29 protein-coding genes and 2 pseudogenes are annotated in these 23936 nt (G+C 56.6%); 15 read left to right on the forward strand and 16 right to left on the reverse strand.

What is annotated here, in order from left to right; all coding sequences use genetic code 11:
- The first annotated feature begins 446 nt into the window (after positions 1-446).
- From J2T09_RS23075 to J2T09_RS23095, 5 genes and pseudogenes are all read left to right on the forward strand, one after another.
- On the forward strand, positions 447-3884 hold the full coding sequence (locus J2T09_RS23075; RefSeq protein WP_306838994.1) for a response regulator: 3438 nt from the start codon (positions 447-449) through the stop codon (positions 3882-3884).
- Positions 3881-4714, forward strand: coding sequence for a CheR family methyltransferase (locus J2T09_RS23080; protein ID WP_306838996.1), 834 nt, complete (start codon positions 3881-3883; stop codon positions 4712-4714). The genes J2T09_RS23075 and J2T09_RS23080 overlap by 4 nt, the downstream gene beginning before the upstream one ends.
- Entirely contained in the window at positions 4711-5280 is a 570-nt protein-coding gene (locus J2T09_RS23085) for a chemotaxis protein CheB (protein ID WP_306838998.1), read from the forward strand. The genes J2T09_RS23080 and J2T09_RS23085 overlap by 4 nt, the downstream gene beginning before the upstream one ends.
- 1 nt (position 5281) lies before the next feature.
- Positions 5282-6823: a response regulator gene (locus J2T09_RS23090; RefSeq protein WP_306839000.1), complete on the forward strand. Its 1542-nt coding sequence runs from the start codon at positions 5282-5284 to the stop codon at positions 6821-6823.
- Between the two features lie 130 nt (positions 6824-6953).
- Positions 6954-7082: pseudogene (locus J2T09_RS23095) on the forward strand (alcohol dehydrogenase catalytic domain-containing protein); the annotation flags it as partial.
- Here the strand turns inward: J2T09_RS23095 and J2T09_RS27645 are convergent.
- Positions 7037-7246, reverse strand: a pseudogene (locus J2T09_RS27645) (hypothetical protein); the annotation flags it as partial. The pseudogenes J2T09_RS23095 and J2T09_RS27645 overlap by 46 nt on opposite strands.
- Positions 7247-7287: 41 nt before the next feature.
- On the opposite strand from J2T09_RS27645, the gene J2T09_RS23100 reads away from it, so the two are divergent.
- Positions 7288-7551 carry a hypothetical protein gene (locus tag J2T09_RS23100; RefSeq protein WP_306839003.1) on the forward strand — a complete coding sequence of 88 codons (264 nt, stop codon included), beginning with the start codon at positions 7288-7290 and terminating at the stop codon, positions 7549-7551.
- A 294-nt stretch (positions 7552-7845) separates the two neighbouring features.
- Here the strand turns inward: J2T09_RS23100 and J2T09_RS23105 are convergent, their stop codons facing one another.
- Positions 7846-8502, reverse strand: coding sequence for a hypothetical protein (locus tag J2T09_RS23105; RefSeq protein ID WP_306839006.1), 657 nt, complete (start codon positions 8500-8502; stop codon positions 7846-7848).
- 145 nt (positions 8503-8647) lie between these two features.
- On the opposite strand from J2T09_RS23105, the gene J2T09_RS23110 reads away from it, so the two are divergent.
- A complete protein-coding gene (locus tag J2T09_RS23110) occupies positions 8648-9061 on the forward strand; it encodes a BA14K family protein (RefSeq protein WP_306839008.1) in 414 nt (137 codons plus the stop codon).
- Between the two features lie 154 nt (positions 9062-9215).
- On the opposite strand, the gene J2T09_RS23115 is transcribed toward J2T09_RS23110, so the two are convergent.
- The 5 genes from J2T09_RS23115 to J2T09_RS23135 form a co-directional block, all read right to left on the reverse strand.
- Positions 9216-9746: a ribonuclease H family protein gene (locus tag J2T09_RS23115; RefSeq protein WP_306839010.1), complete on the reverse strand. Its 531-nt coding sequence runs from the start codon at positions 9744-9746 to the stop codon at positions 9216-9218.
- Positions 9685-10698, reverse strand: a complete 1014-nt coding sequence (locus J2T09_RS23120; protein WP_306839012.1) for an alpha/beta hydrolase — start codon at positions 10696-10698, stop codon at positions 9685-9687. Before J2T09_RS23120 ends, J2T09_RS23115 begins: the two co-directional genes overlap by 62 nt.
- A 250-nt stretch (positions 10699-10948) precedes the next feature.
- The gene (locus J2T09_RS23125; RefSeq protein WP_306839014.1) at positions 10949-11581 is read right to left on the reverse strand and encodes a hypothetical protein; all 633 of its coding nucleotides are present in this window, start codon (positions 11579-11581) and stop codon (positions 10949-10951) included.
- A gap of 17 nt (positions 11582-11598) precedes the next feature.
- Positions 11599-12201 (reverse strand): alpha/beta hydrolase, encoded by a 603-nt coding sequence (locus tag J2T09_RS23130; protein ID WP_306839016.1) that lies wholly within the window; start codon positions 12199-12201, stop codon positions 11599-11601.
- Between the two features lie 128 nt (positions 12202-12329).
- Positions 12330-12779 carry a DUF892 family protein gene (locus J2T09_RS23135; RefSeq protein WP_306839017.1) on the reverse strand — a complete coding sequence of 150 codons (450 nt, stop codon included), beginning with the start codon at positions 12777-12779 and terminating at the stop codon, positions 12330-12332.
- A gap of 231 nt (positions 12780-13010) precedes the next feature.
- Between J2T09_RS23135 and J2T09_RS27720 the strand changes: the two genes are divergently transcribed.
- Positions 13011-13397 (forward strand): glycine zipper domain-containing protein, encoded by a 387-nt coding sequence (locus J2T09_RS27720; protein WP_306839019.1) that lies wholly within the window; start codon positions 13011-13013, stop codon positions 13395-13397.
- A 137-nt stretch (positions 13398-13534) separates the two neighbouring features.
- Positions 13535-14239 carry a Crp/Fnr family transcriptional regulator gene (locus tag J2T09_RS23145; RefSeq protein ID WP_306839021.1) on the forward strand — a complete coding sequence of 235 codons (705 nt, stop codon included), beginning with the start codon at positions 13535-13537 and terminating at the stop codon, positions 14237-14239.
- Between the two features lie 8 nt (positions 14240-14247).
- Here J2T09_RS23145 and J2T09_RS23150 read toward each other — a convergent pair whose 3' ends face one another.
- Both J2T09_RS23150 and J2T09_RS23155 read right to left on the reverse strand, forming a co-directional pair.
- A complete protein-coding gene (locus J2T09_RS23150) occupies positions 14248-14484 on the reverse strand; it encodes a DUF6894 family protein (RefSeq protein WP_306839023.1) in 237 nt (78 codons plus the stop codon).
- Between the two features lie 35 nt (positions 14485-14519).
- Positions 14520-14972, reverse strand: a complete 453-nt coding sequence (locus J2T09_RS23155; protein WP_306839024.1) for a hypothetical protein — start codon at positions 14970-14972, stop codon at positions 14520-14522.
- Positions 14973-15140: 168 nt separating this feature from the next.
- Between J2T09_RS23155 and J2T09_RS23160 the strand changes: the two genes are divergently transcribed.
- The 3 genes from J2T09_RS23160 to J2T09_RS23170 all read left to right on the forward strand — a co-directional run bounded on the left by J2T09_RS23160 (position 15141) and on the right by J2T09_RS23170 (position 16484).
- Positions 15141-15386 carry a DUF2188 domain-containing protein gene (locus tag J2T09_RS23160; RefSeq protein ID WP_306839026.1) on the forward strand — a complete coding sequence of 82 codons (246 nt, stop codon included), beginning with the start codon at positions 15141-15143 and terminating at the stop codon, positions 15384-15386.
- Positions 15387-15515: 129 nt separating this feature from the next.
- Entirely contained in the window at positions 15516-16229 is a 714-nt protein-coding gene (locus J2T09_RS23165) for an SDR family NAD(P)-dependent oxidoreductase (RefSeq protein ID WP_306839029.1), read from the forward strand.
- Between the two features lie 9 nt (positions 16230-16238).
- The gene (locus tag J2T09_RS23170; RefSeq protein WP_306839031.1) at positions 16239-16484 is read left to right on the forward strand and encodes a hypothetical protein; all 246 of its coding nucleotides are present in this window, start codon (positions 16239-16241) and stop codon (positions 16482-16484) included.
- Between the two features lie 413 nt (positions 16485-16897).
- Here the strand turns inward: J2T09_RS23170 and J2T09_RS23175 are convergent, their stop codons facing one another.
- The 4 genes from J2T09_RS23175 to J2T09_RS23190 form a co-directional block, all read right to left on the reverse strand.
- A complete protein-coding gene (locus J2T09_RS23175; protein ID WP_306839034.1) occupies positions 16898-17350 on the reverse strand; it encodes a PRC-barrel domain-containing protein in 453 nt (150 codons plus the stop codon).
- Positions 17351-17478: 128 nt separating this feature from the next.
- The gene (locus J2T09_RS23180; RefSeq protein ID WP_306839036.1) at positions 17479-17826 is read right to left on the reverse strand and encodes a DUF982 domain-containing protein; all 348 of its coding nucleotides are present in this window, start codon (positions 17824-17826) and stop codon (positions 17479-17481) included.
- 3 nt (positions 17827-17829) lie between these two features.
- A complete protein-coding gene (locus tag J2T09_RS23185; RefSeq protein WP_306833312.1) occupies positions 17830-18033 on the reverse strand; it encodes a CsbD family protein in 204 nt (67 codons plus the stop codon).
- Positions 18034-18072: 39 nt separating this feature from the next.
- Entirely contained in the window at positions 18073-18261 is a 189-nt protein-coding gene (locus J2T09_RS23190; RefSeq protein ID WP_306839038.1) for a hypothetical protein, read from the reverse strand.
- A 143-nt stretch (positions 18262-18404) separates the two neighbouring features.
- On the opposite strand from J2T09_RS23190, the gene J2T09_RS23195 reads away from it, so the two are divergent.
- Positions 18405-19154, forward strand: coding sequence for a DNA polymerase III subunit epsilon (locus J2T09_RS23195; protein WP_306839040.1), 750 nt, complete (start codon positions 18405-18407; stop codon positions 19152-19154).
- 426 nt (positions 19155-19580) lie between these two features.
- Here J2T09_RS23195 and J2T09_RS23200 read toward each other — a convergent pair whose 3' ends face one another.
- Positions 19581-19982, reverse strand: a complete 402-nt coding sequence (locus tag J2T09_RS23200) for an NUDIX hydrolase (RefSeq protein ID WP_306839042.1) — start codon at positions 19980-19982, stop codon at positions 19581-19583.
- A gap of 196 nt (positions 19983-20178) precedes the next feature.
- Here J2T09_RS23200 and J2T09_RS23205 point away from each other — a divergent pair, with 196 nt between their 5' ends.
- A complete protein-coding gene (locus J2T09_RS23205) occupies positions 20179-21861 on the forward strand; it encodes an FAD/NAD(P)-binding protein (RefSeq protein WP_306839043.1) in 1683 nt (560 codons plus the stop codon).
- A gap of 42 nt (positions 21862-21903) precedes the next feature.
- Positions 21904-22638, forward strand: a complete 735-nt coding sequence (locus J2T09_RS23210) for an MOSC domain-containing protein (protein WP_306839045.1) — start codon at positions 21904-21906, stop codon at positions 22636-22638.
- A gap of 311 nt (positions 22639-22949) precedes the next feature.
- Here the strand turns inward: J2T09_RS23210 and J2T09_RS23215 are convergent, their stop codons facing one another.
- Together J2T09_RS23215 and J2T09_RS23220 are read right to left on the reverse strand one after the other, a co-directional pair.
- Positions 22950-23147, reverse strand: a complete 198-nt coding sequence (locus tag J2T09_RS23215) for a hypothetical protein (RefSeq protein ID WP_306839047.1) — start codon at positions 23145-23147, stop codon at positions 22950-22952.
- A gap of 163 nt (positions 23148-23310) precedes the next feature.
- Positions 23311-23922, reverse strand: a complete 612-nt coding sequence (locus tag J2T09_RS23220; protein WP_306839049.1) for a general stress protein — start codon at positions 23920-23922, stop codon at positions 23311-23313.
- Between the last annotated feature and the right edge of the window lie 14 nt (positions 23923-23936).

The following is a 23936-nucleotide window of genomic DNA, read 5'->3' on the forward strand; positions in this document are numbered from 1 at the left end:
CAGCCACAAACCGTCGCGCGGCAGCAGCTGCGATTGCGCAACTGCCCACCTGGCAGACAAGCGTCACCCGAGCGCCAGACGTCCGCAAAAACGCGAACCTGACGGGCTTTCATCGCGATTGCTCAGCCAACCCGTGAAAAAAGATATCGCGCGTCGGAACATTTTCCGTTGCAATGCATTTGGCGGCTGGATGTGAGGCATTATCAAAAAATGGATGACTTTGGAATGTTACAAATGGCCCCTGTCAGCGGGGGTACCGTGGAGCCGTTTCGGCTCACTCCAAGTGCCGCTATTTTCAAAACCGAAATCACTCCGGTCAAGCTCGCCAAGCGCCACTTGCCGAAACCCTCGGCCCGAAGCTGGCTATGAAACCCGTCGTTGCGCCCACATCACATTCCCGCTAACGATCACGCCATCTCTATAACCCCTCCTCTTTCGAGATTTTCATGAAAACGTCCCATGCTGCGGCGCCTTCCAGGCGGACCCTCGGACTCGACCCGTCGGTCTCTTTCAGCCTTCTGACCGCGCTGGCGTTTTTCGTCATCAGCGCCGGAGTTTCCTGGTACAATGTCCAGACCCTGCGCGAGAACAATCAGCGTGTCGTTCACTCGCATGAGGTCATCGTCGGGCTATCGGACCTTCTGTCCTACATCCAGGACGCCGAAACGGGCCAACGCGGCTTTCTGCTGACAAATAGCGACCGATACCTTGAGCCTTACAACACTGCGATCAATGCTATTCCAAGGCGCCTGGACGCGCTCGCGAGCTTGATCAGCGACAATGCTTCGCAACAGCAGAGGCTCGTGGCGCTCAAATCGCATGTCGATGGCAAACTGTCTGAGTTGCGTGAAACTATTGAGCTTCGGCGCACGCAAGACGCCGAGGCTGCGCTTGCGGTCGTCAATTCAGACCGCGGCAAGGTTGAGATGGATGCCGTGCGCGCGCAACTGACCGCGATGCGGCAGGAAGAGGCTCGCCTGAGAGGATTGCGGCTCAGCGAGATGGAAAGCGCATACACGACAGCCTTCGCCAGCAGCGTTCTCGCTGGTCTGCTCGGCGTCCTGCTGACGGTCGCAATCGCAGTCCTGGTGCGTCAGGCGACACTGTCGAGGCGACGGCAGAACTGGCTGCAGTCCGGTGAAGTCGCATTGAACACCGCCGTGACGGGCGATCGGCGAACCGAAGACCTTGGCGACAGCATTCTCGATTTCCTCACCCGCTATACCGGTGCTGTTGCCGGCGCCATCTTCGTCAAGGACGATGACCAATTCCAGCGTGTCTCGACCTGGGGCGTTCCCAATAGTGCAAGCATACCGGATCATTTCAAGGCGAAAGAAGGATTGCTCGGCGAAGCGGTCACAGCAGGCAAGCCGATCATCATTGAACACCTGCCGGATGGATATCTTGCGTTCGGATCGGCGCTTGGCGCCGACAAGCCACGTCATCTTATGATATCACCCGGCAGCATTGATGGCGCGGTGAACTCGGTCATCGAGCTTGGCTTCCTTCGTCCGGTCGACGACACCATCCTTACCCTGCTTGACCAGGCATCCGCCTCGATTGCCACGGCCGTACGATCGGCGAAATACCGCAGCGATCTTCAGAACCTCCTCCGCGAGACGCAACGGCAGGCTGAGCAGTTACAGGTGCAGGGCGAAGAGTTGCGGGTGTCCAACGAGGAGCTTGAGGAACAAGGCCGGGCACTGAAGGAGTCACAGGCGCGACTGGAGCAGCAGCAGGTCGAGCTCGAGCAGACGAACTCGCAACTCGAAGAACAGGCCCAGCAGCTTGAAGGCCAGCGCGATGACTTGGAGCGGGTCAACGCCTCCGTCCAGCTCAAGGCGCGCGAACTTGAACAGGCAAGCCGGTACAAATCCGATTTTCTGGCCAACATGTCGCATGAGCTGCGCACACCGCTCAACTCGTCGCTCATTCTGGCCAAACTTCTGGCCGACAACCCGGATGAGAATCTGACTGTCGAGCAGGTCAAATACGCCCAGACTATCCAGTCGTCGGGCAACGATCTCCTCAACCTGATCAACGACATTCTTGATCTCTCCAAGATCGAGGCAGGCCATGTCGATATCAGACCGGAACCGGTGTCGCTCGAGAGGCTGGTCGGAAGCTTGAGACAGCTGTTCGATCCGGTTGCGAAATCAAAGGGGCTTGGCTTCGAGATTGAGATCGCTCCCGAAGCGCCCGCGGTAATCGAGACCGATCCGCAACGTCTCGAGCAGGTCATCAAGAACCTGTTGTCGAATGCATTCAAATTCACGGAAAAGGGCAAGGTCGTCCTGTCGCTCCGCAGTGCCGCCAACGACCAGCTGGCACTGGCGGTCACGGATACCGGCATCGGCATCTCCGAGGATCAGCAACGCAATATTTTCGAAGCCTTCCACCAGGCCGATGGCACAATCAGTCGCAGGTTCGGTGGAACCGGGCTTGGCCTGTCGATTTCCAGGGAATTGGTCCGGTTGCTGGGCGGTGTCATCCATCTGACAAGTCGACACAATCATGGTAGCACCTTCACGGTGGTCATTCCGGTCTCCTATGACCCGTCGCATGTCGTGTCGCGCGATATCTGTACCGCCGATCCGCTCGCAACGCATCAGCCGGAGGTGATCGAAGAAAAGCCGGCTATACACGCACACAGCCATCAGATTGTCGAAGACGACCGGGCGGTCGCAAGCGATGGTCGGCGTACTCTGCTTGTCATCGAAGACGACGACACGTTTTCATCGATCCTGCGTGATCTCGCCCGCGAAATGGGATTCCGGGCGCTTGTCGCGGGAACGGCGCATGAGGCCCTGGAGCTTGCCAAACAGCATATGCCGCACGCGATCGTGCTTGATGTCGGGTTGCCGGACCAATCCGGCCTGTCGGTCCTCGACCGCCTGAAGCGAGATGTCCGGACGCGGCATATCCCCATCCACATCGTTTCGGCAGACGACTACACCGAGACAGCACTTTCGCTCGGTGCCGTCGGCTATATCATGAAGCCGGTCCAGCGCGAGCAATTGGTCGAGGTGCTACAGAAGCTCGACGCAAAACTGTCGCAGGGCGTTCATCGCGTTCTGATCGTCGAAGACAACGAAGTCCAGCGCGAGGCGGTGGCCAGGCTCCTGACCTCGCATGACGTGGAGACGGTAAGCGCAGGAACCGCGGCCGAATGCCTGACGCTTCTCAAGGAGCAGACATTCGACTGCATGGTGCTCGACCTGTCCCTGCCCGATGCATCCGGCTATTCCCTTCTGGAAACGATCAGCGGTGACAGCAGCCATTCCTTCCCGCCGGTCATCGTCTATACGGGGCGCGTTCTGTCCGCGGACGAGGAGCAGCGGCTGCGCCGTTATTCCAAGTCCATCATCATCAAGGGCGCCAAGTCGCCGGAACGCCTTCTCGACGAAGTGTCCCTGTTCCTGCATCAGGTCGTGTCTGAATTGCCCGACGAGCAGCAGAAAATGATCCGCAAGGCGCGTAACCGCGACGCGCTCATGGAAGGCCGACGAATACTCATCGTCGAGGATGACGTCCGCAATGTCTACGCACTGACCAACATCCTGGAACCGCGCGGCGCGATCATCGAAATCGCCCGTAACGGTCAGGAGGCCCTCGACAAGCTTGAGCAGGCCCAGGGTGATCCGGAAAAGGCTTTCGACCTTGTGCTGATGGATGTGATGATGCCGGTCATGGATGGCCTGACGGCAACCCGCGCCATCCGCAAGAAACCTGAATGGAAAAAACTTCCGATCATAACCCTGACGGCCAAGGCCATGCCGGATGATCAGCAACGCTGCATCGAGGCAGGCGCCAACGATTATATGGCAAAACCGCTCGACGTGGAAAAGCTGCTCTCCCTCGTACGCGTGTGGATGCCCCGGTGATCGAGACATTTGAAAAGGTCGAGGACATCGAAATCCGGCTGCTGCTTGAAGCGCTTTACCTACGCTATCATTACGACTTCCGGAATTATGCCACGGGATCGATCAAACGCCGTTTGCGCCAGGCGCGGGAACAACTGGGCTTTGCAACGATCTCGGCGATGCAGGAACGCGCCCTGCATGACGAAACCATGTTGCCTCGGCTGCTCGGCTATCTGACCGTCCAGGTCAGCGAGATGTTCCGGGATCCGGGCTATTTCCGAGCTATCCGCGAGGTCGTCGTGCCACATCTGAGGACCTATCCCTCTCTCAAGATCTGGATTGCCGGCTGCAGCGGCGGCGAGGAACTCTATTCACTGGTCATCCTGTTTCGGGAGGAAGGGCTGGAAGACCGGACGATCTTTTACGCCACCGATATCAATCAGGATGCATTACAGATCGCCGAAGCCGGCGTCTACGATGTCGATCGGATTCAGCTGTTCACCGAAAACCACCGTAAATCCGGGGGCAGGTCATCCCTGTCCGACTATTATAGTGCCGGTTATGGGCGGGTGTCGTTTGACCGGACATTGCGCGACCGCGTGGTGTTTTCCGATCATAGTCTTGTGACCGACGCGGTCTTTGGCGAAATGAACCTGATCTCATGCCGCAACGTCATGATCTATTTCGACAAGGCGTTGCAGGATCGCGCAGTCGGTCTGTTTCGCGATTCACTTGCCCGTAAGGGCTTTCTGGGCATCGGCGCCAAGGAAAGCCTTCGTTTTTCGGCACATGCAGACGACTTCAGCGAATTTGTCCGCCAGGAAAAAATATATCAGAGGATCGGCAAATGATACCAACCGATCCGAAAGCGGTGGTGATTGGAGCTTCTGCCGGCGCGCTGGAAGCTCTGACGAGCATCCTGCCGACGCTCTCGGGGGATTTTCGCCTTCCCATCATGGTCGTCGTGCATATCCCGCCCGACAAGCGCAGTGTACTGGCAGAGCTGTTTGGCGCCAAATCCAGCATTGAGGTCATTGAGGTTGAAGACAAGGAGCCGATCCGGCCGGCGACGGCGTACTTCGCGCCACCGGATTACCATCTTCTCGTCGAAGACCAGGGAACCCTCGGCCTGACCAATGAAGAGCCGGTCCTGTTCTCCAGACCTTCCATCGATGTGCTGTTTGAAAGCGCTGCAGATGTCTATGGAGCTGCGGTCGTCGCCGTGCTTCTGACCGGCGCAAATCACGATGGTGCCAAAGGCCTTGTAGCGATCGCGAGGGCTGGCGGCCATGTCATCATTCAGGATCCACAGACTGCATTTGCCGCTGCAATGCCCGAAGCGGGCCTGGCGTTGTGCCCCGACGCGACAGTTCTGTCGCTCGATGGCATATCTGAGTATTTGAGGAGGATCGGCTGATATGGGCCAGGTTTCGTTTCTTTTGGTGGACGATCTCGAGGAGAACCTGATCTCTCTCGAGGCTTTGCTTCGTCGTGACGGTCTCAACTTGCTGAAGGCCCGCTCCGGCGACCAGGCGCTGGAACTTCTCCTGGAACATGACGTGGCGCTCGCCCTGATCGACGTTCAGATGCCCGGGCTCAATGGCTTCGAACTGGCCGAACTCATGCGTGGAAATGAACGCACGCGCCGGGTGCCGATCATTTTCGTCACGGCTGGGAATACAACCGATAGCCGGTGGCGGTTTCAGGGCTACGAGGCGGGCGCCGTCGATTTCATTCAAAAGCCGATCGAGCCGGATGTTCTGCGCAGCAAGGCGGAGGTTTTTTTCGAGCTTTATCGCCAACGCCAGCAGATCGCAGCGCAGCGTGACGAGTTGCAACAGCAGGCCGAGGCGCTGAAGGATGCCGATCGTCGCAAGGACGAGTTTCTGGCCACGCTGGCGCACGAATTGCGCAACCCGCTGGCGCCGCTGCGGAATGGACTCGACATTCTGCAACGCAATCCCGGCGGCGTGAATGCCGCCGAGATCCGCAACATGATGGATCGACAGCTAGTCCATCTGGTCAGACTTATCGATGACCTTCTCGATGTATCACGTGTCAGCCAGGGTAAAATCGAACTCCGGAAAAACACGGTGCGCATCGATGACATCATCAGGACGGCGGTGGAATCCAGCCGACCTCTGATTGATGGTGCTGACCACAAGTTGACAATCGAGATGCCAAGCGATGTCTCGTGGGTGGACGGTGATCAGGTGCGATTGTCGCAAGCGATTTCGAACCTTTTGAACAATGCGGCCAAATACACACCCGAAGGTGGGCTGATCGATCTCCATGTGAGCCGCGATGGACAGCAGGTGATTATTCGGGTGACTGACAACGGCGTCGGCATTCCGTTAGACATGCAATCAAAGGTCTTTCAACTGTTCACGCAAATCGACGATCATTTGCAGCGATCGCAGGGCGGGTTGGGTATCGGTCTTGCACTGGTCCGGCAACTAGTCGAAATGCACGGTGGATCGGTTGACGCCTATAGCGCCGGACCCAACAAAGGGAGCCGGTTTACGATCAGGCTTCCGATAGCGGCTGCGCCCGAGCAGCCGCAGGTGGCCACCCAGCAGAAACAAGGGATGGAATCCTTTCGTTCACTTAAAGTGCTTGTGGTCGATGACAACCCGATTATCGCCGACACGCTGGGCATGATGTTGGAAGACATCGGCCACGAGTTCGAAGCAGTCCATGATGGCCGTGAGGCTCTGGATGCCGCACGGCACTATCGTCCCGATGTTATTCTGCTGGATATCGGTCTGCCGGGAATGAACGGTTACGAGGTCTGCAAGGCCTTTCGCGGCGAGCCAGAGTTCGAACACACGCCGATCATCGCCCAGACCGGTTGGGGTCAGGATCGCGACAAGGAGCTGGCGACGGAGGCCGGGTTCAATTTCCACCTGACAAAACCCGTCCCCCTGGAGCAACTCCAGAAGGTGTTTGCCGCGCTGTAGGCCGCTTCGGGTCGCGCAGACGGTTCAGTGGCCATCCGGGAACGCTCGACATCTTCGTCATGCGGCGCTTGATCTGAGCACGCGTCCTTCCCGGCGGCCCGCATTGTCCGAAGGCGAGGTAGCGTCTTTTGGTTTCGTTCCCGGCATGCATGCCGGTGATGTGATGGGCCACGAGACGATGGGCGAAGTCGTGGAGGTTGGTCGTGGCAATTCCAAGCTGAAGGTCGGCGATCGGGTCGTGGCTCCCTTCACGATTTCCACTTCATGGCCTGCCCTGCACTTCGATTTCACCCAGCTATCGCTTCGTCCGGATTGATAAGGCGCATCCAGCTTCTTCGACACGATGCCTTCCAGCGACAGTTTGCAGGCCGAGCGCAAGACGGCATCGCCGCCGGTTTCAAAATGGTCGACATAACGAATACGACCGTTTCCGCGGCATCGAAGGAACGCGCGATGTCGTGCTGATGTCAGAGCATGACATTGCCGCCTCCGGATTTCATGAGGGGCAGACAGTTGCGCTCGTCAGCGATTTTGCTGATGGCAAACATCGGCAGCTCTCCGGCCTGACGATCGTCGCTCACAAACTGCCGCGCGGTACGATCGGTGCATATTACCCGGAATGTAACGTGCTGAACGCGATCGATCACCACGACGAAATGTCGAAAACGCCGGCCGCCAAAGCGATCCCCGTGCGGATCGTCGCGGACCGTGCCGTTGCCATCCAATAACAATCCATGGAGGAATGACGATGGGAAACCCGAAAGATGACGCGAAGGGGCAATACGCCCCTTCACAGGCAGATCCCAAGGCCGATGGTGTACACAGCGCTAAGCCTACCGTTATCACCGGGTCTGAAGATGCGACCGTTCACAACAAGCCACCCAAGCCTAAAAAAGAAGGTCCGCGTCCTGCAGATGAGAAATAGATCAAAGCACCTTGCTTTCGGCCCATTCTCGCGTGTTAAGGACGCGACGGCTCACTGAAAGTGCGGCTCTTGCAGAACGTCACGATATCGATTGAACTTAGGGACCGCTTTGGTTGTCGAGATCGGCCATGATAAACAACAGCCCGGCAACCATTGCCGCGTAGGCACTGAGTTCGGCGATTTCCTCTACGAGCTGAGCGACACCACCTTCAAGGATACGGTCGAGAGGCACGAGCGGGAGGTGACCCTCGGCAGACGTTGAAACCAGCATTGCCGTCAGAGTAAATATGAGCGACCAGAAGGGTACCCCGCGGTGCTTGAAAAATCTGATAACTGCTCTTGCTGTGGGCGTGAACGTGACCACTGTGATGCAGAGGATAATCAGACCGGTTACAACCGGAGCCACTATAGGCTTGTACCAGAGACCCCGTGACGCATAGAGAGGGCCATGCTCCCCCATGCTCGTTGGTTCAAGGAAAACGGCGCCCCAGCTCAGCTCACGTCCGATAACGATGAGAAGGATCGGTGCGGCCGCAAAACCAAACCATCGCCCCGCGGATCTCGACCGATACGAAAACCAAAAGGAAGCGACTAACCCGGCGAAAAGAATCACGACTTGAGTATTCTCCACCGGTTGGTTTTCATATCCCCACCAAGTCGGGAGTAAGATCGCAAGCGGGTATGCTGAGATCAGAACCAGGATAGCGGAAATGAGGAGCGCCGAAGCAATTGAGCGGAGTACATGCGTATTCATGATGGTCCGCCTACGCTCTTTCCGGGAGCTCCACAAGCTTCAATTCGCCGAGTTCACGGCTTAGCAGTCAGGCTTTTATTGCAATGAAGACAAGGAACTTATCGGCAAACTGCCCGTTTCATGGCCTTGATCTCAGGAGACCTTCATGAAAACCATCACAAAGATTTTCAGCGCAATATCCTTGTCCACATTGATGACCTTCACGTCGCTTGGAGCAGCGTCTGCGATGCCTGTCCCTGCCGTGTCGGCGCCGCAGATCCAGAATGTTGAACAAGTGCAGTATCGCCATCATCGCCGTCACCATCGTGAGTGGCGACATCATCGTGGCGATCGTGGCTACTATAGACACCGCCACCACCGCGGCCCGAGTGCCGGCGCTGTGATCGGAGGACTTGCTGCAGGCGCGATCATCGGCGGAGCGCTTGCGGCCCCACGCCAGTCGTATGGCAGCAGCCACGCCCAGTGGTGCTCGAACCGTTATCGCACCTATCGTGCATCGGATAATACCTACGTTCCGCGCGCTGGGGTTCGGGCCTATTGCAATTCGCCGTATAACTGACAATCCCGCAATTCCACATGGAATCGACAGCCTGCCATCTGGTGGGCTGTCTTCTATTATGCGCCCACGAGCATTGCTCCATTGTCGTCCCCAGATCAGAGACGCTGTGTCAGTCACACAGATTGCTCGGCAGGGCCAGCCGCCGCACAATCAGTCACGTAAATTGCCTTGCGAGCATGTCAGCCCTGATGTTGCCCGGCGTTTCCGCGTGCCCCTTACACCATTGGATTTCGACGCTCGCATTATGAATGAGAAGCGTGTCGAGCTCTTGCCATAAAAGGGCATTCGGAATGCTTCGGCGCCGCGCATGAGCGTTGGCAGTGATCCGGTGCCACCCGTTATTTCGCCAAATCTTACGCCAACGATAGCAGCCCTCAACGACGTGTCGTGAATCCGTCCAGAGCCAGACACCCATGTTTTTGGCGTTTGCCTCGATCCACGCCATAGCCTTCGTAACCGCGAGCAACTCGAAGCGATTGTTGTCCATTCCCGGCTCGTATCCATTCTTCTCGAAGATCGGATCTCCGGCTAAGAGGACAATGAATGCCCATCCTCCTATCCGAGATGCTGCGTTGAACGAGCCATCGCTATAAATCTCAAGAATCTTTGACGGGTCACGAGCATTACTGTGCAAGGATCGCACCGCCCAGTCGGAAAGGAGCCGAGATTGCTCCGCCAACGCCATTGAGCACCAGCGCCCCAGTCCCGGCAACCGGATTGCTGAACCCCTGACGTAGCTGCGGATAAATTGCAGCAAGAGATGCAAATCGGTCGTGATTGGTTCCATTGAGCGATGGGATGTTCGAGATATCAACTACCTCGATGTTTTCTTTGACCGCCAGCTCACGCGTACGTGGATCGTCAATATCGAGGGATCCGGCAGTGGCGGCCGATCCGGCAAGGCGTTTTGAAAGTGCTAGCGCGAGATCGTCCTTGGATGCCAGCACGACAATCGGTTTCGAAAGTTTTTCGGTAACGGACAACTGCTTGCGCAGCAGGTCAATGTCGATGTCGGGAGCCGCAAGAACCATCTGGTCGATAGATCGTAGTGCTTTCGTGTTTCCAGTCAGCGATAACTGGCGAACAGCCTCAACCGCCAGCCAGGCCCCCATGCTGTGGGCAAGGATGGTGGATTTCACCCCAGCCACGGACAGGTTCGACAGAACCGTTGTCAGATCGTCCCGGGCGAAGGCAGCCGAATCCTTGTCGGCGACGTAGCCGGTCACCTCTGCCTGCGAAGGCCAATCGAACAGGATTGCACGCTCCCCAACCTTGGAGTCCGCTGTCATCTGTGCAAGTCTGAACAGAGCTTCTTGATGGCTGTAATTGTAACCATGGACGAATATGCCAGCGTGACCGTGAGCGGGAGACCTTGAGGGACCGCGAGCAAGGGCTGCAAACTCCCGCGCCGTCAGTTCCCGCCTTGCGATAATTGCGAAAGTGTTGTGCGGGTCTGGCTTGGATTTCGGCCATTCGATTTTTGAGGGACGGTGACCTGGAGGGATCGAAACGGTGACTTCCGCATAGCGTAATGTGTCTCCCCTGCCCGCGGTGTACGCGCCAGCCTTGCTCTGATCGGGAACGCGATCAGTTGCCACAAGGATCGAGACGGCCGTCGCTTTGGCGACAGGTGTCACTACGGTCAGGGTCTCGGGCCCGGGACGGGCACATGAAATCAGAGTAAAAAGTGTGATGGAAAGCGTGACTAGGCAGCGCAACGGAAATAAGCTCGTGATTCTGATGTCAGCAACCTAACGGCAATCAGTTTTCGGGAAAATGGCGAATTCGCCATAGTGCCGATATCTCCACGGCTTTTGCACCCTCGTAAGCTCTCGCCAGTGCCATTTCGTCATCACCTATGACAGTACTTTGACGCTGACCAACCTCTCATAACTGCGCATTCAGCTCTTTCAATAGCCTTTTACGCTCACGCCTGCGCGTTATCTGACGGGTCAAGGCCTCGGATGCTCGTAGCCCCGCCCCATTGGGTGCTCCGGCGACATCGAACTTACGCGATGCCCCGATGAGCAAGTCTTCAGACCCGTATATTCCCAATATGATTATCTCGATGGTCTCCGCATACTCCTCGAGCTTCCTGCGCAGTTCGTCGCCGTTTTCGATCGCAGTCGACTCCGCATATTCCAGGATGCAGTCAAAGGTCCCCATATCGACCATTGTGCCAGGCTGAAGTGGCCCCTGGCGTGTCATGCGCTGCCATCCAGTCGCAATGCCTGATCGACGAATATCTTCTGCGTCAGTGATATAAGCCGTATACGTTTTCCCGTCGGCAAGGACTTTTGCCACAACGCTCTGGATATGGACGGGTTCTTTGCTCATGTTGGTTACAAGGCAATGTGCGTTCAAAGCTCGCCCTTCCCCGTGATTAATGACCAGCATAGGCTTTATCTGCCGATGATGTCCCCCCACAAATATCTGAAGATAGACCGCCCAGATGCATAATGTGCCGATGCTGGCAGCGGCCGAGACGATTGGAGCGATTGTCAGCAATGATTCCAGCATGGTTATCTTTTGGGAACTCAGGCGAGATGGGATTTGAGAAACACGAGACCGTGCTGAGCACCTGTCATCGAAATGGTATGCCCGACACCGGGCTCTACTTTCAGTTCGGTATTGAAGCCCGCGGCTTCGAATTGTGAAGAAGCCAAGCTGGAGGCAAACGAGGGGATAGTCCGGTCATTCTGTCCATGGACGAACAGGATCCGTGTGCTTTTGCTGGCGGGTGACACAGGAAGCGGCGGCAGCATTCCGGAATATGCAACCACGGCACCCACGTTCCAACGGCCCGAGGCGATAGCATCAAGCGAAACGATCGCGCCCTGCGACACGCCCACGAAGGCGACACGGGGCAGCGCATTTGCAAACCCTTCGCGATCGACAATCTCTCCTACGGTCCTATCGAAAGCGCTTCTCGTTTCATTCAAGCGATCCGGCCGCAGTTGATCGCCATCAATATGAAACCACAGATGACCTGGGCCACTGGATCGTTGGAACGGTGCATCTGGCGATACAAAGCGTGTATCCGGCAAGCTTAGCTGCCAAGATGATGCAAGCGGCATCATCGGAGCACCGGACGCACCAATACCATGAAAAAGAATGACGAGACTTGGTTCGTTTGCCACGCTTGCTCGCTGCGAAAATAGACAAGATACAGCGCTCCGTTGTGTCCTACAGAGCGCCATGATCGGTGCCGCCTTGATGTTTCGCGCCGCAAGGACACCATCCGTAGCGACCACACCCTAGTCAAACATCAGAGTTGCTTTGCCGTCGCTTCGAACCACGTGCGGTGACGAACCTCGTCCTGGTGGGCTTTCAGGAAGAATTCCTTCGATTCCACACGCCCACCCTCGTGCCGAGAGGCGCGCTCGTACGCCGTCACCGTATCGTCTTCGTTCGTCTTCATCGCCTTCAGGATAGCGGAGTCCCCGAAGAGATCGGCCAGCGCGACCTTGCCAGTGGTCAGCATCTTCTTCATATCGCCGTCAGTCGGTGCCTCGATGCCCAACTCCATGGCGATCTGGTTCAGCGTCGAAAGGTGCTGGAGATGATCCTGGTGGAAGTCAGCCACCTTGGCGCTCAGTGCCTTATCATCGAGCCGTTCAATCGTCGACTCGTACGCTGCAATAGCGTCGTGTTCCAGATAAATCAGATCCTTCACAAGTTTACCGAAATCACTCTCGTTGCCTACCATGGTAACCATCGCATTCTCCCTTTTGTGATCAGGCTAGGGAAAGCTGCCCACCTCCAGGACGTTCCACCGTCAGCTAAAAGGGTACGTTAGCGTACAGCAGTTCGGAGGACGCAACTAATCCTGACGGCTCGGACTTAACGGAAGCGCGTGACAGCACACTTCACGAATGGCCGTGTCCCTCGGAGCCCGGTGGAGCTATAGTGCTGACGGCGGGGCAACACGTAATAGGAGGAGATTACAATGTCGCTCAACCAATCCCCGGCAGCCGAAGCGTTCGAAAAAGAGCGATCGGCCCGGATATCGACTGACTCTCTCGACACGGGCCTGGAAGATAGTTTCCCCGCCTCCGATCCGGTTTCGGTTACCGCTACGACCACGCCTATTCGATCTGGTCAAAACGTAGCGGCATCTGATGCACCGCGTGTAGATGAGGCAATTGGTTCGATCTTGGAGCATTGCAACGACCCCTATGCTGAGCCGCGTGAGCAGGCCGCCGCTCTGAGAGACGAGTTTGAAAGCTTGCGCTACCGCGCCACTGAGCGAGTCAAAAGCAAAATCCGCCGGCAGCCATGGCAGGCAATTGGCTTGGCGGCGGCGATCGGGTTCGTTGTCGGATTAACTCGCTAATTGATACAACAGTGCCACGATCTCCAGAGAAAAATCCCATGGCGTTGGGCCGATAGAAAGCCGCTATGCGCATTTCACGGCATTCGGTGGAACCGCGATGCCGACAGTGGGTTGACCGGGCAATGGAGATCCACACAATGTCTATTCGCTCTCGCAACAAACTGCTGAATGCTCTGCCAGGCGGCGACCTTGGTTCAATTGCTTCACAGCTCGAGCCTGTCACCCTGCCTCGCGGGGAGATGCTGGCCTCCACTGGAAATCCGATCGAGCACATATATTTCCTGTCCGATGGGATCGGGTCCGTATTTGCCCGCACGCCGGAAGGGCATTCTGCCGAAGTGGGCATATTCGGCTATGAGGGCTATATCCCGAGCTCCGCCGCTGTGGGCTCGGAGCTCAGCTCATACGACATAGTGGTTCAGGTCGACGCTGAGGGGCATCGTGTAAGCTACGAAAGCTTTCGCTCAACGATGCAGAACAATCGGCATTTCGCGCTCGTCATGGTACGTGCGATCGAGACATTTGCTGTCCAGGTCGCTTATACCGCTGTTTCAAATGCAGTTCATGACGTCAACGAGCGATTGGCCCGCTGGCTTCTGATGTGCGACGATCGCGTGATTGGCGACGAGATCGCCATAACACATGACTTTCTTGCGCGTATGTTGGCCGTGAGGCGGCCTAGCGTCACGACCGCTCTCCATATTCTGGAGGGAAACGGCTTCATAAGATCGGAGCGCGGCCTTATCACAATGCGCAATCGGGCGGGCCTTGAAGAGTTTGGTCACGACGCTTACGGCCGTCCTGAGGCGGAATACCGCCGCCTCATGGCAGACCTGTTCTAGCTACTCGATCATTCAAGCCGCAGCACTGACTTCAAGGGCAGGCTGTGAACAACCTCGCCGTCTGCCGTGGTGATCTTGAAGGCATCTCCGTCGACGATATCGCCGTGCCTGACTTTCTCCGCAAGAAGTTCTCTCGCTGCCAGAACCGCTTCCTGTATTGCTTGTTGCAACGTGTCGAATTCCGCACCGTCGGGATCTTCCTCCAGGACGTCATGTCTTTGAATATTGAAAAAGTATCTTGTCATTCAGGCCATCTTACCGGAGTTGCGGGGCTCGTCGATCAAAGCTGTGTCGGCTTGATCAGGTCAACGACAGTCTCCCCCTCGACGACGCCGCGTGTCAGATCAACCCGTCCGTTCTCCAGCTCGATCACGGTGTAAAGTTTTTCATCCCGGAAGGCGCTGGCATTTCTCGTCGTGACATCGTCAGCGGGAGCAGAATCGATTTCTTGAAAATCCAGTTCCAGCCCAGTTGCGACGATCCTGGCGTCGCCTGCCGTTCGCGCCGCGACCGTGACGACGCCCATTGAAGGCGAATTGTCCCAGCGCGGATCGGAAGGAGCCGCGGTCGGTTCAAGACGATAGACGTTGAGAACCTCGCTAGCCTTGCCTTGAGCTTCCAGACGTGCGGCATCTTCCCGCTGCGCTCGACTTTCGACCGAACCGCCGAAATTTGTCGCGGTCGTACCAGTGTTGGCGTGGGAAACGCCGCCGCCTTGCGTCGCATTAGACATCGTAATCTCCTCTCAATGACGTTTGTCATGTGGCAGAACCGACCGCGGCAAAAGGTGTTCCCACCGACCTATCGGCCGGGCAGCGATCTTTTTGAAAACCGCTTGTTGCAACGTCAACGGAACCGGCGACGCGCGGCAACGTTCGTCATCACCACGAAGGAGATTAGGATGGCGAATGCGACATATCACGTGGCAGAACACGATGGAGGCTTTGCGTACAGGGTTGATGACGTCTGGTCCGGACCGTTCCCGTCCCATGAAGCTGCGCTTGCAGCCGCGAACGACGCAGCACAGGGCCAGCAGATCGGTGGCGACAATGTCGAAATCCAGTTTCAACTGGCTGACGGTCGTTGGCAGACACAGCATGTCGAAGGCGGTGATCGACCGGAAACGGATGTCGTTGACGACGGCTAAAGCCGTTCGTCGCAAGGGACCAGCCCTATGCTAAGGGACCACCACTCTTCTTGGCATCAAGCTACCGCCCCCAAGACGTCAACCGGCCGGCCTATCACAACGGCAGATGTGCCTGTAACCTGGGACCTTATGAGCATTGATTTTACAACACCCATCCCGCAGTCATTGCCCAACGGCTTCAACGCCGTTGTGATCGGTGCAAGCGGCGGGATCGGATCGTCAATCTTCGATCGTCTCAAAACTCATCCCAACATCGGCAACCTCAATGGCCTGTCTCGCAGCCAAGACAGTTTCGACCTTCTGGATGAGACAAAAATCTCGGCGGCCGCTGAACGCCTGTCAGGCAAACCCATACACCTCCTGGTTTGCGCAACCGGTGTCCTGACTGTGGGTGATCGTGGACCAGAAAAGGCCCTTCGGGAAATAGATCCCGAAATCATGCTCAAGCAATTTCGGGTGAATGCGATCGGTCCTGCACTCGTCGCGAAACATTTTCTGCCTTTGCTGGACAAGCAAGCGCGGTCAATCGCATTTTTTCTTTCAGCGCGTGTTGGGTCGATCGGTGATAACCGCCTGGGCGGCTGGATTTCATATCGGTCATCCAAGGCCGCGCTCAATCAGGTCGTGAAGACGGCGTCCATCGAGATTTCACGTTCACATCCACGCGCCGTGATAGCTGCTGTACATCCTGGCACCGTCCGCACGTCGCTATCAAACCCATATTCAGGCAAGCATGCTACCGTTAGCGCAGACGAAGCATCCGCATCGATCCTGAAAGCAGTTGACGGATTGACCGAAACCGGACGTTACCTTGCTTATGATGGAAGCGACATCGAATGGTAGGCGGCAGGCATGACCCTAGGTGAACTCATTGAAAGCTATCGCCCTCACCTTCTCGACGAAACCGTCTCGACGCAACGCAGTTGGGAGGACACTTTCAAATACGCATTAAAGGTGTTCCCAGCGAACACACCACTCGAGAGCTTCAACCTGGCAGTGCTCGAAGCTCAAATGTCGGCATCCGGGATTAATCAGCGATATGTTGATGGATATATCGAAAGATGGCGTCGGCTGCTGGTTGAACGCGCGGCTCGATAAGGCGCAATTTGAAGGGGCTACCAAAACGCAGGCTCCATAGCTGCCAGCCAGATCGCGAGCCCGTAAAACGCGCCGCCTTCTCGAGTTGCGTCCGTTTTTCAATGCCGTCAGAAATTTTGTACGGAACGATGCTGGATGCGGCAGGTTGTCAAGAGGGTCCGCAGCGTGCCAATCGGACATGACGGAGATGGTGAACGCAGCGGTTTTTCCGATTTCTCGCTGCGGGCAACGAAATGCCAGGCGAGCACCTTTACCTGTCCGCTGCGACCTGCACTTGAAGGCCGTGCTCATAGCAAGCTGACATATCTCCCAGTACACCGAAGGGCCGCGGCGATCTCTCGCCCGGCCCTCGCGCATGTTTCAGCAAGCCCCAGTACATCCGTGGTAGCCGGCAAAAACAGTCTCGCTAAATCTTACTTCTTCATCTTGTCGTAATCGAATTTCGGTGCGGCCGAGAGGTCTTCCTTGTTCGTATCGACATAGGCCTTCCAGGTACCGTTATCGTCTGCGATCGCCAGAGAAGCGGGATCGATCACCACATAGCTGCTTCCAAGGCCAAGGAAACCTCCGACGCTTGCGACGACACCGATAACCGACTTGCCGTTACCGATCACGACGTCAGAGATCTCGCCGATCTCTTCGTTGGCCTTGTTGTAGATATTGATACCGACGAGCTTCGAGGTCACGAGATCGGTGTCTTGGATCTCGACATATTTGAGCGGCATGGTGGCTGCCTTGCCCATAGCGATGCCCGGGCCGACAATCGCGGCGTCAGCGCTGGATGCTGCAGGAGCTGCAGGCTGCTGAGCGTAGGCGGCGGTGCCCATCAAAGAGAAAGTCATTGCGGCAGCGATAATCGTTTTCATGTGTATTTCCTCGTATGCCATTGTAATCTCGAATTTTCGTGGCGCCTTAAAACGACAGCATGCGAGTTTGGTTCCGTGCTGAAACGCAAAGAAAGATCATCGCTTCGTCTTTTGGCAACGACATGCCTTCAACTGGCCAAAAGCAGTTCGCTTTTGTGTTCGTCGGAAGTTTCAGCCACGACAGCTTCAAAAAATTCTCGTGCCTCGTCAGGCGAGACGCGACCGTTCACCGCATCGTTCATCATGGAGCATGCCAGCCGGTAGTGAAGATCGGCGCGCCCGGACAAGGTCGTTTCGAGAAATGCCAAGGCTTCGAGAGGACCAAAAAATAGGCGCCCGTGAACATTAACGGGCTTATCCCATAAAATTACAGACATTCGGATTACGTTTCCTTTGGCATGATGGGCTTGCAAAACAATCGGACGGAAACTCCGTTCCAAAGAAAAACCCCCGCCGAAGCGGGGTTTGACGGACATGGTTTACCAAGTCTGACGACCATACCAGTCGTCGATATCCTTCTTGGTCTGGTCCTTCTGGTAACCGTAGCGCTCCTGGATTTTTCCTTCGAGCTGGTCACGCTTACCATTGATGACATCGAGGTCGTCGTCAGTGAGTTTGCCCCACTGTTCCTTGACCTTGCCCTTCACCTGCTTCCAATTCCCTTCAACGCGGTTCCAGTCCATGATGCTTCCTCCTTTTGTTGTTCTGATGATGAGAAAACATCAGGTTCGGGATTTTGTTCCTCCGGCTTTGAGGCCGCGATGTCTATCACAACGGCGCATGAAGCGATCGATCCGATCTTTTTCCGATCCGAATTTTTCCATGATGTTGACGGCCTGCGGGATACTCAAGTCATATGACTCCTGCAGCTTTTCGAGAGTGTATCTGGGGGCGGGATGCGTCAGGGTCATTGGTTTCTCCTATATCTCAAGCGCCAATGCGACAGCCTCTCAGAAGTTCCTGATCCGATCCGATCGGCACGCAATCGATTTTAAGGGAACCAGTCCCACTTCATCTCGATTACAATCGGGCAAAGATTGAAAGAGCAGCGATCGTGTCGATAACCCGCATTCGCGTCATCGATCTGGAGACAGCCGGAAACGGACCGAACGACGTCTGCGAGATCGGCTGGCAGGACGTCATTCGTGTCGGTGATGGCGAATGGAGCCTCAGCGAGGAGCGCGGAGCTCGTTTCGTTAACCCCGGCCGCGCGATCTCCGCCGAGACGATGGCAATCCACCACATTCGCGATGAAGACGTTATCAACGCACCCTTCTGGAAGCAGGTGGCGCCTGGCATCCTGCAGCCGGAAGGTGGTGTTCGGGCCTTGGCGGCACACCGCGCCGCTTTCGAGCAAAGATATTGCCGTCCAAGCCTCACGGGCGGCGCGTTCTGGATATGCACCTGGAAATGCGCGCTGCGGATCTGGCCTGATCTACCGCGTTTTTCCAATCAGATGCTGCGTTATCAGCGAATGCCGGAGGGACTGATCCACGATATTGGCTTGCCCGCCCACAGAGCCATGCCTGACGCCTATGTTACCGCCCGTCACCTGCGAGACCTGTTGAATGCCGCATCCGTCGAGCAATTATTGAAGTGGAGCAACGAACCGGGACTGCTCCCGCGCGTACCCTCGGGGCCGGACCGTGGCAAGAGCTGGGATCGGCTCAGTCTGGCCGGCCTTCAGGAATTTCTTGGCGACCGGGATGTCGATATTCGTTTCAGCGCCCAAAGTGAGTTGACGAGCCGTGGATACGCTCGCGAGAACCAAACCGTCGAACCCGCGCAACGCTCGTTGTTGTGATGGCGAAAACGGCCGACAGATATCCTGAAACTTCGGACGGCAGATATTTTGTTGTGCGCGGTCGCCTTTGGCGCAGAAGCAATCCCGCCCTTGACGAAGAAACCAGACAGCGACTGGTTAGGGCATTGATGTCTGCGAGGCGGGATGTGCGAGCTGCGAAAGGAGACGCTCACGCACTCGCAGACGCGCGCCAACGCGTGAACGATGCCAAGGTAGCGCTCGGCGAGCGAGGGCCGGTCTGGTGGAACGATGGCGAACCTGACTTTAATCAGTATCTTGTCAAAAACTCACCCTACGCCGTGTGGTTTGCGCGGCTTCCCAAATAGGGCAGTCTGTGTTGATCGTCCGCCCACATAGGGCAGACGCCGCGCGTTCGAACCGCGATAACAAAATGCCGTTCCTATGCTGCTATCATCGCAAACACGCCTAATCCTGACTCAAAATTTCGATCAGCACTTCGCGGTATTCCGGCATTGCCAATTCAAGAGCTTCGATATCGCCAGCCGTAAACCAATCAAGTTCCGAATGTTCATGACCCAGTAGTTTGGCCACCCCGCCTGTCCATTGTCTGACGACGTAGATGTGAAATGGCGATCCCCTATCCTTGTCATCCGCCTCGTAGAGTGTGGCAACCTCATTGAATGCTAGAGGCGATAATCCGACTTCCTCTTGGCACTCGCGGACGAGAGCAATATCGAGCCCCTCGCCTTTTTCTGCGTGGCCACCGACCAGATCCCATTTGTCTGGCGACCATTTTCGGTGACGGGCACGCTTCACCAGCAGAACCTTCTCGCCGTCGATAAATATTGCGCACACGAGACGTGACATCGTTTCCCCTGAACTCCGTTTGTTTTGGCGTTGTAACAGGACCAACAATTCCTCCTTGATCCGGTTCCCGGCGTCCTGGGAGCGGCACACTCTGTCATCAGTCCGCAAACGTACAGATCAAGCTTTCGCAGGAACCGCGCCGCACCGTCGCCGTTAGATGCAAATACCGCGACGGGCAGCGCTGGAGTAATCGCGTATGATCGGCAGGATTTGCATTATCGGTTCCGGGCCCACCGGCATCTTCACTCTCAAAAACCTGATCACATCCGCCATCCCGTTATTTATTAACGTCTATGAGGCCGAGCAGAATGCGGGGAAAGGAACCCCTTACCTTCCCGGTGCAAATGATCCGGTCATGCTCTCTAACATTCCCAGCATCGAAATCCCGATGCTGGGTGAAACGCTCGTCGATTGGCTCAATCACCAGAGCGACGAATATCTCGACCAGTTTTCCATCGTGCGCACGAAAATCAACGAACGGGAATTCTACCCACGACTGGTCCTAGGCGACTATTTTCAGGATCAATTCACAGCGATTTTGACGAATGGTCGAAACCGTGGTCACGCTATCGAAGTTTACAGCGGCCACCGGGTGACCGATATCGCTCTCGGTGCGGACGATATCCGCCTCATAGTCGGTGGACCTGACGGCGAATTCGACGCGGTGTTCGATCATGTCGTGATGGCAACGGGACACAGTTGGCCGGCACAAACCGAGGTACAGCCCGGCTACTTTTCGTCGCCATGGCCGGCGGCAGCGCTCAGATCGGCTGGGCACGGCAGGCTCGGTGTGTTGGGCACGTCTCTGAGCGGAATAGATGCTCTTTTGACGGTTGCGTCATCGCGCGGATCATTCGTACTTGACGCGGCCGGAGATCTGCAATTCCAGCCGGCCTCCGGCGGCGATAACTTTTGCGCTGCCATGATGTCCCGCAAGGGGCTTTTGCCCGAAGCGGATTTCTACTGCCCACTTCCCTATCGTACGCCATTGGTCTGCACGAAACAGGCTATCGATGCAGAAATTGAATCCGGTTCCGTGCAGCTGCTGGACAGAGTTTTCGATCTTTTCCGCAAGGAGATCACTGCTGCAGATCCGGACTACGCCGCCGAGATCGGCTTGAGCCTTCTGACTGTCGATACGTTTGCTGAAGCCTATTACGGCCGACGTTCGAACATCGACCCATTCGTCTGGGCGGCCGCAAATCTGGCCGAAGCCGAGCGCAATTACGAACGGCAGTTCACTATTCCATGGCGTTATGCAATCCTGATCACCCACGAGATCATTGAACGGGCAATCCCGCATCTCGACGCGAATGACCTGCAGCGCTTCAATCGCTCGTTCAAGAGCATCTTTGTCGATGAATATGCGACCGTACCGCACCTGTCGATCAAGCGGCTGTTGGCGCTTCGAAATGCCGGCCGGCTGGAAATTGTTCGGCTGGATGAGAACTATGAGATCGAGACGGACGACCTTGCACGGGGTGCGAGGGTTGTTATGGGTGAACAAGTGGAGATCTTCGACAGCTTCATCGACGCGACTGGTCAAACTGCGCTGTCTGCACAGGACCTTCCCTTTCCCACGTTGCTGCAGCAACGCGGCGTCAAAAAAGCGCCGACCTCAGCGCCCGTAGACCTCATCCGCGAAGACGATACTGCAGCAATCATGCGAACGGGAGGGATCGATGTCGACGAAAAGTACCGCCCGGTCAAAACCGCACCTCTGACCAACCAGCTCTATTGTGTCGCGATCCCTTTCCTGTTGCACGCGCGCCCGTTTGTTCAAGGGATCACCAGTGCGGCCGAGCTGGGCGAAACCGCAGCAAACGCTATCCTGAAACACATCGCCGATGCGAAATCACCTCTGTTGATGTCCGCCTGATTGAGCTCGGGAACAAACTCTGTGTCCTTGCATTCGCAGACCATGGAAACGATCGGAACCATCAAGGAAATTTGGCGCTACCCTGTCAGTTCGCTGGGCGGAGAATTGTGCAGCGACGTCTTGGTTGGACGAAAAGGTGTAGAGGGCGACCGCCAATACGCTCTTTTTGATCCCGCAACTGGATCCGTGGCTGCACCGGAAAAGGACGCAAGATGGCGCCCGGCACTGTTCCTGAACAGCGCCATCGACGCCGAAGGCGCAAGGATTTGTTTTCCCGATGGGACTTGGCATCATGTCGCAGATCCACGGCTCCCGCCGATGCTGAGTGACCATTTCGGATTTAACGTTGCTGTTGGTCGGTATATGGAACCGGATCAGCGAACGGTGTCGCTGCCACAGGTAAGCAATCGCTACGGCGTGGCTCCCATTCACGTCGTGACCACCGCCTCGTTGAAGAAACTGGAAACGTTCGTGCCATTAGCGAGGATCGACCGGCGGCGATTTCGCCCCAACATCCTGGTTGATGCTAAAACGGATGCAGGTTTCGCCGAAATGGGCTGGATCGATGAAACGGTGCACTTCGGTGCCTCGATGTGCAAGATAACCGAACCAGCGAAACGCTGTGGTATGACGCTTGTTGCCCAGCCTGGATTGGATGAAGAAGCGGAAGTCCTGAGGTCAATTGTCCGGCACGCCGGCCGATCCCTTGGCGTCTACTGTGACATCCTCAAAGCGGGCATGATTCACGTTGGGGCGATAGTTGAACGAGATGCATAGCCGGGACTGCGTCTAAATCACGACTGCGCAATAGGCCCTTGACGGAGCTCGAATCCATTCCCTCGAGCATAACAAGTGATCCATTTGGTCGAAGGTACGTACTTGGCCAGTCTACAGGTTAAGGCCGCAGTGGACAGGTAAAGGTGCTCGCCTGGCGTTCCGTTGCCCGCAGCGAGAAATCGGGAAAACCGTTGCGTTCACCGTCTCCGTCACGCCCGATTGGCACGCCGCGACCTTGGTGATCCAACACGCTGTTCGCATATCGGTTCCAGTCCTTTGCTTATCAGAATGCTGTCTCGTGGGGCGTCGCGTTAAAGCGTCGCCAAGTGATCTTGGAAGGTGGCCCGGTCCATGAAGATTTCAGTGTCGCCCGCATCGTGGTCAGGATGGGAGACCTCGATGTTCATATCATGCGGGAGCGACAGTGCCTGCTCCGTGTTCATGAGACCGACCGGTATGCGTTCTCCTTCAGCACTGGTGACCGAGACCTCTACGATAACATGCTTCATCTGACCTTCCTTCCAATCCTGGGGCTCAGAGCCAACCATGCCCGGCCTCACTTCGTTCCAACTCGACAGGCGCCGCCTTGCCTCTCGAGCAATCCTTCGAGCTCTATGATGCAAAAAGGCCACTCCATGGAGTGGCCTTCACGTCTAGCGATGTCCGTACACGTCAGATGCGCGGGTCCGTACGGTAGCGACCACGCTCGGCCGCAATCTGGTCCGCGGTGTAGGGATCTGCAGTTTCATCGAAACGATCCCAGCCCTCGGTCGTGTAGGCCTGACGGCGAGCAGTGAGGTCAACGGAGCGCGAGCTGCGGAGGATGGCTTCCGAGGCCGCGACCTTGTCGTCCTCGACCTTAACCACGACGACCGATCCGCCACGGCGAATACCCTCGGCATAGACGTGGGCGTCTTCTTCCTTGACGCCGGATTCGATCATCGCACCAACGATGCCGCCAACCGCGCCACCGGCCACAGCGCCTGCCACTGCACCCACGGCGGTAGCAGCAAGCCAACCAGCGGCTACGACCGGACCTACGCCCGGGATGGCCATCATACCGAGGCCTGTCAGAAGTCCGCCGGCACCGCCGGCGACAGCGCCGACGCCAGCTCCCGTCCCAGCGCCTTCGGCAGCGTTATTGCCCTGGCCTTCGATGTCTTCCTTGCCGTCCTTATTCGAGATGATGCTGATGTGATCAGACGGCACGCCCGCATCTTCGAGAGCCTTAACGGCCGAGCGGGCATCGTCGTAAGAGTCGTAGAGACCTGAAATCGTGCGCATGGGAATTTCCTATT

Source organism: Neorhizobium huautlense (genome assembly GCF_030811685.1).
GTDB classification, from domain to species: Bacteria; Pseudomonadota; Alphaproteobacteria; order Rhizobiales; family Rhizobiaceae; genus Neorhizobium; species Neorhizobium huautlense_A.

Bases quoted from the DNA above. Each gene is read 5' to 3' on its own strand.
- J2T09_RS23205 (WP_306839043.1), top strand. From the start codon at position 20,179: ATGATCGGCAGGATTTGCATTATCGGTTCCGGGCCCACCGGCATCTTC.
- J2T09_RS23085 (WP_306838998.1), top strand. From the start codon at position 4,711: ATGATACCAACCGATCCGAAAGCGGTGGTGATTGGAGCTTCTGCCGGC.
- J2T09_RS23220 (WP_306839049.1), bottom strand. From the start codon at position 23,922: ATGCGCACGATTTCAGGTCTCTACGACTCTTACGACGATGCCCGCTCG.
- J2T09_RS23090 (WP_306839000.1), top strand. From the start codon at position 5,282: ATGGGCCAGGTTTCGTTTCTTTTGGTGGACGATCTCGAGGAGAACCTG.
- J2T09_RS23200 (WP_306839042.1), bottom strand. From the start codon at position 19,982: ATGTCACGTCTCGTGTGCGCAATATTTATCGACGGCGAGAAGGTTCTG.
- J2T09_RS23175 (WP_306839034.1), bottom strand. From the start codon at position 17,350: ATGAAAACGATTATCGCTGCCGCAATGACTTTCTCTTTGATGGGCACC.
- J2T09_RS23105 (WP_306839006.1), bottom strand. From the start codon at position 8,502: ATGAATACGCATGTACTCCGCTCAATTGCTTCGGCGCTCCTCATTTCC.
- J2T09_RS23150 (WP_306839023.1), bottom strand. From the start codon at position 14,484: ATGACAAGATACTTTTTCAATATTCAAAGACATGACGTCCTGGAGGAA.
- J2T09_RS23100 (WP_306839003.1), top strand. From the start codon at position 7,288: ATGTCAGAGCATGACATTGCCGCCTCCGGATTTCATGAGGGGCAGACA.
- J2T09_RS23170 (WP_306839031.1), top strand. From the start codon at position 16,239: ATGACCCTAGGTGAACTCATTGAAAGCTATCGCCCTCACCTTCTCGAC.
- J2T09_RS23210 (WP_306839045.1), top strand. From the start codon at position 21,904: ATGGAAACGATCGGAACCATCAAGGAAATTTGGCGCTACCCTGTCAGT.
- J2T09_RS23075 (WP_306838994.1), top strand. From the start codon at position 447: ATGAAAACGTCCCATGCTGCGGCGCCTTCCAGGCGGACCCTCGGACTC.
- J2T09_RS23215 (WP_306839047.1), bottom strand. From the start codon at position 23,147: ATGAAGCATGTTATCGTAGAGGTCTCGGTCACCAGTGCTGAAGGAGAA.
- J2T09_RS23180 (WP_306839036.1), bottom strand. From the start codon at position 17,826: ATGTCCGTCAAACCCCGCTTCGGCGGGGGTTTTTCTTTGGAACGGAGT.
- J2T09_RS23165 (WP_306839029.1), top strand. From the start codon at position 15,516: ATGAGCATTGATTTTACAACACCCATCCCGCAGTCATTGCCCAACGGC.
- J2T09_RS23160 (WP_306839026.1), top strand. From the start codon at position 15,141: ATGGCGAATGCGACATATCACGTGGCAGAACACGATGGAGGCTTTGCG.
- J2T09_RS23145 (WP_306839021.1), top strand. From the start codon at position 13,535: ATGTCTATTCGCTCTCGCAACAAACTGCTGAATGCTCTGCCAGGCGGC.
- J2T09_RS23115 (WP_306839010.1), bottom strand. From the start codon at position 9,746: ATGGCGTTGGCGGAGCAATCTCGGCTCCTTTCCGACTGGGCGGTGCGA.
- J2T09_RS23125 (WP_306839014.1), bottom strand. From the start codon at position 11,581: ATGCTGGAATCATTGCTGACAATCGCTCCAATCGTCTCGGCCGCTGCC.
- J2T09_RS23110 (WP_306839008.1), top strand. From the start codon at position 8,648: ATGAAAACCATCACAAAGATTTTCAGCGCAATATCCTTGTCCACATTG.
- J2T09_RS23155 (WP_306839024.1), bottom strand. From the start codon at position 14,972: ATGTCTAATGCGACGCAAGGCGGCGGCGTTTCCCACGCCAACACTGGT.
- J2T09_RS27720 (WP_306839019.1), top strand. From the start codon at position 13,011: ATGTCGCTCAACCAATCCCCGGCAGCCGAAGCGTTCGAAAAAGAGCGA.
- J2T09_RS23190 (WP_306839038.1), bottom strand. From the start codon at position 18,261: ATGACCCTGACGCATCCCGCCCCCAGATACACTCTCGAAAAGCTGCAG.
- J2T09_RS23185 (WP_306833312.1), bottom strand. From the start codon at position 18,033: ATGGACTGGAACCGCGTTGAAGGGAATTGGAAGCAGGTGAAGGGCAAG.
- J2T09_RS23135 (WP_306839017.1), bottom strand. From the start codon at position 12,779: ATGGTTACCATGGTAGGCAACGAGAGTGATTTCGGTAAACTTGTGAAG.